This is a genomic window from Xenorhabdus anantnagensis (assembly GCF_028598555.1).
Lineage (GTDB): Bacteria > Pseudomonadota > Gammaproteobacteria > Enterobacterales > Enterobacteriaceae > Xenorhabdus > Xenorhabdus anantnagensis.
Genome location: NZ_JAQRFN010000048.1, coordinates 1 through 7,486, shown reverse-complemented (window position 1 = coordinate 7,486; position 7,486 = coordinate 1). Strand labels below are relative to the sequence as shown.

Genomic DNA, 7,486 nt, shown 5'->3' with positions numbered 1-7,486 from the left:
AGAGGCTCATCAACTGGCAACCATATTTTTAGATAATTATCCCAATACTGAAACCGTTCCCACGGTCTATCCGTCTCCTGCGCTAATTTCGCGTACGCCATAATTAAATCAGCGTGAATGTGTTTATTCATTGTTATTCTCCCGCGCTTTTATCATTGCGTCTGCCATTCGGTAATAGAGAGTGGCGATGTTGTTTAATGTTTCATCGGATGTGCTTAACCCGAACATTCCAGTGTCATCTCCCTGACAGGCCCAACCCTGCATTGCCTTAGCCGCGAAATAATCACGCAATGTCATTTCATTCGGTTTATTCTTTTGTGGGGCTATTTCGTCAGATAACCCTAATGACTCAACCAAATTTTTAACGTTATTTAATTCTCCTGCGGTAACGGCTCCTTTGTATTGGATTTTGTTTTTTGTTGGGAAAAATATAACCTTTCCTTGCTTAGTTTGTACCGTTATCGTTCCACAGATATCAGTGGTGTGATTAATGCCCAGTGCATTGAGCTGTCTGGATGATTCAGTAACGAGTTGCTGTTTTTTATCACTCAACTGCATTGTTGTTCTCCTATATTCAGGTAATAAAAAGCCCCGCATTGGCGAGGCTGGTATTTAACGGTGATTGTTATTTAAGATTTTCTCATTACATATTCTAGTGCATGGAATAAGAATGATGCTGTAGGGAATAAAAATACTACGGCTATTAACGTACATATGATTTTAATTATTGGCTTCTTAGATGTGCATGCTATATAGGTAGATAGTATTCCGATAGGGGCACTTAACCACCAACAAATAAAAAACATAAGTTTGAACCATTCAAAGCTATACATTTCATCTACTAACACACATTCCCTCATGAATCCCATTATCGAATCCATGAATATATCAGAGTCACTCACCACAGCCCACTCGGAAATGAGCTGGAGTTAGTCAACTGAGAGCAGCCCATTTGCGATAACGTGCACGTTGATTCCAACATAATTGTGTCAAAATACGGCGAAGTTCCGAACGCGGGGCATGAGATAACGCACGTGCGCGATAATATTCGAAACATTCGTTACATTCATCTGCAAATTTCATTGGTGTAGTCATATTTATACCCTCGCTGTCACCCCGCCCGACTCCAGACGACGGCGGATTTTGGTTGAATACAGGGCTACGTCACTCATGCAGCAAGATCCGCTGTTGTTGTCGTTCTTAATATCTTTCTTCAACTCAATCATTAATTGTGCCAGTACATCAATTTCATCTACTGGCTTAATGATTGAATCCCAAATTTCTTCCACTGAGCGGCTTTGGAGTTTCTGTACTGCTTCCTGTTGTTTCTTTGCCAAGAAAGCAGCTCTGCGCTCATAACGACGAGCTGCGTAGTCACTCCGTATAACGGTTGCTGTTGTCATATCGCCTCCATAAGTAAGTTTTGGTGGTGTAGTCATCGCCTTATTTTCACTACACCCCAAAACCTACTCAGTGGGGTTGATTCAAGAATGCCTGAATCTGTTCCTGTTTGTTAAAGAGCGGTACTTCGTAACTTGGTATTGCTAATTATCGAATCATCCAGTTCTTCATATGCCACTGGCGGCTACTTCGTGGGCATCCTGCCTGTTCGATGATTAGAATATACAAGTTTAACTTTATAAAAACAAGTATTACTTGTCTTTTTGATTAAGGGAAAAGCCAATAAACTTTACATTTACTTGTTTTTAAAAGAGATTAATTTTTATTAATTGTTGTAAATGTGAGCAGATTGGCGTTTAGGGGAGTAGTATTTTGAGGAAGGTGGAAAGCCACCAACATGGTGGCCATTATGATTATTGAGCTTTTTTTCTAAAATTATCGTCATTTTTCACGAATTCAAAAGCATCAAGGATTATGCCTGTTATCCTTAAAATATCTTCAGGTGCTTCTATAAATATTCGCGAGTTACTGGCTGATAGTCCGGCCCTGTTTATTTCGTTAAGCAATATGTCAGTTAATTCAATAGGGATCTGGATATAGGGCTTATTCTTTTTATCAAAGTATCTTACCACCCATCTATTTGATTTTCCTTGATAAAGAACACTGAAATAAGACTCTGTATCCTTGTATTGCAAATCAATAGAATCCCCGATTATTGATTTTGTTTTTTCATATAGAGCTAATTCGTTTTTGGTGGTAACAATATTAGGATTGTTTGGATCAACTATATCATCTGATTCTTTCAGGTTTTCTTGAGATTCTACTTCGTCTTGAATACCTTCAATTGGAACGTGTTTATTTGAAAGACCGGAAACGACCATTGCACTAACTGATTTCTCAACAGCTTGCTTTACTAGCGGGGTGATTGATTCAATAAAACGCTGGTTTAATTGGCGTTCGACATTAGATCTACTGGCAACATATCTTACAAACTCACTATCAACGTCCCTCAAGCTAGTGCTAATGGTTTTAGTAAAAGCAGATAGGTAAACACTTTCTTCCGCCAGCGTTCTTAGTGCTTCCGGCTTGAATTTATCGTGTCTAAAGCGATAGAGTTGCCCTACGTCTGCATCGCTAACTTCATCCATTTTAATGCGCAAGAATGGGGTAGGGTCCATTACGTTTTTTTGTTTTAAGTCGGTAAAGAAACGCCACTCTAAACCATTTGTAATTGCCGAAATAGTGACTTCTGGGGTGGAATTAAAATATCTAGATAACTGAGGACAATGGTTATCCAGCTTTTCACTGTATCCTTTTGCCTCAATAAACATGACTGGAACACCTTGACAGAACAAGGCATAATCCACTCGCTCATTTGCTTTTACTCCGGGGAAATCTGCTCCATACTCGGCTTTGACTTTTTGAGGGTCATATGGGCTGAACCCAAGTATATCTAAAAAAGGCAGTATTAATGCCTGCTTAGTCGTTTCTTCGGTGGTACAGTGTTGACCTGCGTTATTAACGTGGTCAACATGATGCTTTATTTTTATCTTAAAATTTTCCATTCCATAACCTTAGTAATCTAAAACGGAATACCAGAACATTTTCCCAATGATGCTCACTTGATTTTCATCTGTAATCTCATCTTCGTACTCATCACGGTTATAACTTCTGATAAGAATTTTTCCTTTCGGACGCCTGTAAAGACATTTAAGGCGCTTCAACCCATCCTGTTCAATTGCATATACTTTTCCATCAATAATTTTCTGATTAGATACATCAATTGCTATTGCCGTACCATCTGGAATCACTGGTTCCATGCTATCTCCTTTCGCAGGGAAGCATAGGATTGTTGATCCATCTGTCGGGGCACCAATTCTTCTTAAAGTCGCTTTAGAAAATCTTAACTTAAAGCCGTTATAATCCACATCACTGCCATTGCCACATGCTAATTCGATATCTCTCAAGAAAGGTACTTCTACTTCATCATCTAATGGTGTATTGCCGTCCCACGGCGCAATGGTTGTCCATTCGTTCTTTGGTGGAATTTGGCTCACATCTTTTTTAGGAATTTCACCAAACAAAAGCCAATTCACGTCAGCATCAAGGACAGATGCCAACGTTACTAATCTTGATTTTCTTGGTTCTGTACTTGATTCCCATTGCTGCACAGACTGTGGAGTAACACCTAGTTTCTCCGCTAATTCAGCTTGAGTTAGTTTTTTTGCAAGTCGGGCTTGCTTGATTCTTTCATGCATTGTTTTCATGTCTCAAATATACAAGCGAGGCTTTTATTTTCATAGCAAGTGAAACTTTACTTTTTAAAGTATTTCTTGTATTTTGTTTTATAACTATTAACGAAGAAGGAAAATTCAGATGACTGCATTGGAAGTAACGATCAAGAAAGCTGGAGGTGTTCCAGAGTTAGCTCGAATATTGAACATCAGGGATCAGGCTATTCGGCAGTGGATTAAAAAGGGTTATATCCCACCTGCAAGATATGCACAGATTCACGAGAAACTCGGTATTCCTCTAACTGAATTAGTAAAAAACAAATAGTAATCCCGCTCTTTAACATCATGAACCGCTCTAGGCATTCTTGGAGCAACTCACCATCATCTATCTCAGGATAGCTGATTATCTATTCGTTTAGTTAAACGAACATTAAACACATTAACCAAATTTAACGTTAGGAATTTTACCAAATGGAAGTTGCAAAAACTCGCAATACTCGCGTTACGTGTAGCGCTCAGTCATTGGAAGCATTTTGGTTCAAATCAGCCGCAGAAACTGGAAACGGCCCATTAGCCAGAGAAATGGGAATTCATCCAACGGGATTGAGTCGGGAAAAGAGCAGGATAGTAAAGCTGGCTAGCAGAATGGTTGTGGAATTGGGATTGCCGGAGGGAAGTGTGGCAGCACCGGGATGTGAGGCAAATATTGTTCTGACAGGTATTGAGGCCAGCAAATTGTTATCAGCACTGGACAACCTCAGATACCCAAAAAGAAAAACCCCAACTGTTGGAGCAGTTGAGGCTTTTGAAATGCAACTTGAGATGGGAATTTAGCGGTTCCCGAACAACATTTCACGAGGTAATTATACATGAGAATCAAATTTAATGATAGGGAGGTCGTATGAATACAGCGGAGGTTATCGATTTCAATACGGCCAAAAAAATCAGGAGCAACAGGATGGAGAACCAGAAGGGTGGTTTTATCCCGTTGTACCGGAGTATCAGAAATAAACCGTGGGCTAAAGACGTTTTTCTCAGAACCCTGTGGGAAAATTTGCTTATGGATGCAGCCAGACAACCCTATACAGCTAATTTCAAGGGGCGAGTGTGGCATTTACAACCCGGTCAATTAGTCGTAACGGCGGCTGATCTGGGGCTATCTCTGTGTGACCGCAACGGGAAGCCAACCAGTCGTGATGCAGTAGAACGGATGCTGGCATTTTTTGTGAAAGAGGGAATGATTTCCATTGAAGGGGAGAAGCGAAAAGGTCGCGTGATCACCATCACAAATTATAGTGACTATGCTCAAAAAATAGACGATTCACCCGCACATAAGGCCGCACATACAAGCGCACATGACGAGGCCAGTAATGGCGCGGTCTCAGAGGATACCCCCGCACATGGAGGCGCACATAACCCCGCACATCATGAACAAGAATATATATCTAATAATAAATTATTAGATGATCGTCCGAGAAAATCTAAATCGTCTGGCACGGTTAATTCTGATGCGGCTGTTAGCTCACCCAAAGGCGATAAGTGGGGAACCACTGACGACCTGAACGCGGCTGAGTGGATTTACCAGAAAATACTGGTTGTCAGGCCGAATACCAAAACACCTAATTGGGCATCATGGGCCAATGATATTCGATTGATGAGGCAATCCGATAACCGAACCCATGCGGAGATCTGTCGCCTGTTCAAATGGGCCAATCAGGATTCATTCTGGTACTGCAACATCCTGTCACCTGCCAAACTGCGGGAAAAATGGGACACGCTGGAATCTCAGAGTATGCAGCCCAACCGGAAACAAGTTACCAACTCCACCACAGAATCATCCAGCAACTGGAATACTGCTGAGGCATGGGAGGATTTTCTATGAATCGCAATCTGGTTAACGCCATTGCAAATCGTGATGGTGCGGCATTGGCTCGATTGTCAGATAGCTACCAGACTAACAATCAGCCCGTGGTGAATGAAAATGCTGAAAAACTGGTTAATAAACTATTCAGGCAACTGAAACAGGTATTTCCTGCCGCGACGCAAACTAATCTGCGAAACGAGTCAGACGAGGCACTAGCTAAACAGCAATGGATCGCCGCATTCGCTGAAAATGGCATTCGTACCAAAGAGCAACTGTCTGCGGGAATGCGTCAGGCTCGCGCCAGTGAATCCCCGTTCTGGCCATCACCCGGACAATTCGTGCAGTGGTGCAAACAGGGCAGTATCCAGAACGCAGGATTACCGGACGAATCAGAACTGTACGACATGATAATGGACTACAGCGCTAAACGTGGATCATACAGCTCCGCCGAATGTTACCCGTGGTCGTCTCACGCGTGTTATTGGATGGTGACAAAACTCTATTCCCAAATGATGGGATTGAATTTGAGTGAGTCGGAATTACGTAAACGGTGTAAACAGGAGTTAGTCAGCATGTCGCGCCGGATGGAATCGGGGGAACAGATACCAGAACCGAAAGTTCAGCTCATTGAATTACACATTCCCACTAGTAACGAACGGGCATTAAATCATCTGGCTGAAATCAGACGTAAATTCAATTTAAAACCCCACCAGAAGGATTTTTGAGATGAGATATTACAAACAATATCCCGTGATGCTGGAACATTATTTAGATCACCCAGTGTGGGCTGTTATAGCTGGATATGATTACACATTTGGTGATGTGATTTGCTCTCAATTAAATCGCGTCTTAAGGGCAATAAAATACGTATTCAGCAGAGATGGATTAGATGATTTTTTGGATTATGAAATCAGGCAGCTACCTGAATTTATAGCAAAAATAATAGGGTTCTTACTGCTTATAACCTTGTATCCAATATGCTTCTGGCTTTTTGCCATTATCCAAATGGGTTATCACAGAAAAACCAGAGAGAAATATCGTAATGGTCTGCCCGATGATGTGAATAATCACATTATTTACTGGCTAAGGAGATTCAAGAAATGAAAATAAAAACGAGTGAGCTGACAGGTAGGGCGTTGGACTGGGCTGTGGTCGCTGCACAGTTAGGTGATGAGGTTGAAATCCCTGATGAATTGGTGGAGGCAGAATGACCGACAAACTCAAGCCGTGCCCGTTTTGTGGTAGTAATAACGTCAATGTTGATTGTCTAGATTATAAGTCAGATTATGATTCGTGGGTTGATTGTCTTCATTGTGACGCAAGGGGGCCATCTTCATATGGCAACGAAAACAAAGATATCTCATACAAAAATGCAATTGAATTATGGAATAAAAGAGAGGGTTGATGGAAAAGCAGGTCTTTCTGCTTAGAAATGCGAACATACTCAAAAACCTAATAGCCTCTCTCGATAAATTACCCCTCAACGACGAATTCCCCATTCAAATTACTATCTCAGATTCAAGCCGAACCCTACCGCAGAACGACAAGTTCCATGCGTTATGTGGTGACGTCTCTAAACAGGGTATTGAATGGTCTGGTGATACATGGAGTACACAGGAATGGAAATGTATTTTCGTCTCCGGTCATGCAAAAGCGACTGGGAAAGAGGGGCAGATAATCGCAGGGCTGGAAGGTGAGCTGGTGCCACTGGCAAGAGAAAGTACCGCCAGAATGAGTATACGGCGCATGAGCAGTTTAATTGAATATTCACAGGCATGGGCTGTATGTCAGGGCGTAAAACTCACAGAGACACGCTACGCGCTGAATTATTACGGTCACAGGATTTAACTCAAACAGGAGCAGGAACGGTGAGCGAAATCAGAAACGGGAATTACCTGAAAATCGAGGGTGATCGATACCAGCGTATTTTTGTGGTTGGAGACCTGCACGGGTGCTATCAGCTATTGATGGATGAGTTACAACTGAT

Annotated in this window: 12 protein-coding genes; 7 read left to right on the top strand and 5 right to left on the bottom strand. The window is 41.7% G+C overall.

All coding sequences use genetic code 11. The annotated features are described in order from the left end of the window. Nucleotides 1–123: 123 nt before the first annotated feature. The 5 genes from PSI14_RS19125 to PSI14_RS19105 form a co-directional block, all read right to left on the bottom strand. On the bottom strand, nt 124–558 hold the full coding sequence (locus tag PSI14_RS19125) for a hypothetical protein (protein ID WP_273577574.1): 435 nt from the start codon (nt 556–558) through the stop codon (nt 124–126). A gap of 375 nt (nt 559–933) precedes the next feature. Then, a complete protein-coding gene (locus PSI14_RS19120) occupies nt 934–1,095 on the bottom strand; it encodes a hypothetical protein (RefSeq protein ID WP_273577573.1) in 162 nt (53 codons plus the stop codon). 2 nt (nt 1,096–1,097) lie between these two features. After that, nucleotides 1,098–1,403: a hypothetical protein gene (locus PSI14_RS19115; protein ID WP_273577572.1), complete on the bottom strand. Its 306-nt coding sequence runs from the start codon at nt 1,401–1,403 to the stop codon at nt 1,098–1,100. 411 nt (nt 1,404–1,814) lie between these two features. Beyond that, a complete protein-coding gene (locus PSI14_RS19110; protein WP_273577571.1) occupies nt 1,815–2,966 on the bottom strand; it encodes a type I restriction endonuclease in 1,152 nt (383 codons plus the stop codon). Nucleotides 2,967–2,975: 9 nt separating this feature from the next. Continuing rightward, nucleotides 2,976–3,668 (bottom strand): XRE family transcriptional regulator, encoded by a 693-nt coding sequence (locus PSI14_RS19105; protein WP_273577570.1) that lies wholly within the window; start codon nt 3,666–3,668, stop codon nt 2,976–2,978. A gap of 109 nt (nt 3,669–3,777) precedes the next feature. Here PSI14_RS19105 and PSI14_RS19100 point away from each other — a divergent pair, with 109 nt between their 5' ends. From PSI14_RS19100 to PSI14_RS19075, 7 genes are all read left to right on the top strand, one after another. After that, complete coding sequence (locus PSI14_RS19100; protein ID WP_273577569.1) at nt 3,778–3,960, top strand: YdaS family helix-turn-helix protein; 183 nt, start codon at nt 3,778–3,780, stop codon at nt 3,958–3,960. Nucleotides 3,961–4,106: 146 nt separating this feature from the next. Continuing rightward, on the top strand, nt 4,107–4,469 hold the full coding sequence (locus PSI14_RS19095; RefSeq protein ID WP_273577568.1) for a hypothetical protein: 363 nt from the start codon (nt 4,107–4,109) through the stop codon (nt 4,467–4,469). A 124-nt stretch (nt 4,470–4,593) separates the two neighbouring features. Beyond that, entirely contained in the window at nt 4,594–5,517 is a 924-nt protein-coding gene (locus PSI14_RS19090; RefSeq protein ID WP_273577567.1) for a phage replication protein O, read from the top strand. Continuing rightward, on the top strand, nt 5,514–6,224 hold the full coding sequence (locus tag PSI14_RS19085) for a replication protein P (RefSeq protein WP_273577566.1): 711 nt from the start codon (nt 5,514–5,516) through the stop codon (nt 6,222–6,224). The genes PSI14_RS19090 and PSI14_RS19085 overlap by 4 nt, the downstream gene beginning before the upstream one ends. Nucleotide 6,225: 1 nt before the next feature. After that, nucleotides 6,226–6,603: a hypothetical protein gene (locus PSI14_RS19080; RefSeq protein ID WP_273577565.1), complete on the top strand. Its 378-nt coding sequence runs from the start codon at nt 6,226–6,228 to the stop codon at nt 6,601–6,603. Between the two features lie 103 nt (nt 6,604–6,706). Continuing rightward, nucleotides 6,707–6,904, top strand: a complete 198-nt coding sequence (locus PSI14_RS20340) for a Lar family restriction alleviation protein (protein WP_370688894.1) — start codon at nt 6,707–6,709, stop codon at nt 6,902–6,904. After that, nucleotides 6,904–7,347 (top strand): recombination protein NinB, encoded by a 444-nt coding sequence (locus PSI14_RS19075; protein WP_273577564.1) that lies wholly within the window; start codon nt 6,904–6,906, stop codon nt 7,345–7,347. The genes PSI14_RS20340 and PSI14_RS19075 overlap by 1 nt, the downstream gene beginning before the upstream one ends. The last annotated feature ends 139 nt before the right edge of the window (nt 7,348–7,486 follow it).

What these genes read in the sequence shown, in the direction of transcription:
- PSI14_RS19095 (WP_273577568.1), top strand. Translation starts at nt 4,107, where the DNA reads ATGGAAGTTGCAAAAACTCGCAATACTCGCGTTACGTGTAGCGCTCAG.
- PSI14_RS19125 (WP_273577574.1), bottom strand. Translation starts at nt 558, where the DNA reads ATGCAGTTGAGTGATAAAAAACAGCAACTCGTTACTGAATCATCCAGA.
- PSI14_RS19075 (WP_273577564.1), top strand. Translation starts at nt 6,904, where the DNA reads ATGGAAAAGCAGGTCTTTCTGCTTAGAAATGCGAACATACTCAAAAAC.
- PSI14_RS19085 (WP_273577566.1), top strand. Translation starts at nt 5,514, where the DNA reads ATGAATCGCAATCTGGTTAACGCCATTGCAAATCGTGATGGTGCGGCA.
- PSI14_RS20340 (WP_370688894.1), top strand. Translation starts at nt 6,707, where the DNA reads ATGACCGACAAACTCAAGCCGTGCCCGTTTTGTGGTAGTAATAACGTC.
- PSI14_RS19120 (WP_273577573.1), bottom strand. Translation starts at nt 1,095, where the DNA reads ATGACTACACCAATGAAATTTGCAGATGAATGTAACGAATGTTTCGAA.
- PSI14_RS19090 (WP_273577567.1), top strand. Translation starts at nt 4,594, where the DNA reads ATGGAGAACCAGAAGGGTGGTTTTATCCCGTTGTACCGGAGTATCAGA.
- PSI14_RS19100 (WP_273577569.1), top strand. Translation starts at nt 3,778, where the DNA reads ATGACTGCATTGGAAGTAACGATCAAGAAAGCTGGAGGTGTTCCAGAG.
- PSI14_RS19110 (WP_273577571.1), bottom strand. Translation starts at nt 2,966, where the DNA reads ATGGAAAATTTTAAGATAAAAATAAAGCATCATGTTGACCACGTTAAT.
- PSI14_RS19115 (WP_273577572.1), bottom strand. Translation starts at nt 1,403, where the DNA reads ATGACAACAGCAACCGTTATACGGAGTGACTACGCAGCTCGTCGTTAT.
- PSI14_RS19080 (WP_273577565.1), top strand. Translation starts at nt 6,226, where the DNA reads ATGAGATATTACAAACAATATCCCGTGATGCTGGAACATTATTTAGAT.
- PSI14_RS19105 (WP_273577570.1), bottom strand. Translation starts at nt 3,668, where the DNA reads ATGAAAACAATGCATGAAAGAATCAAGCAAGCCCGACTTGCAAAAAAA.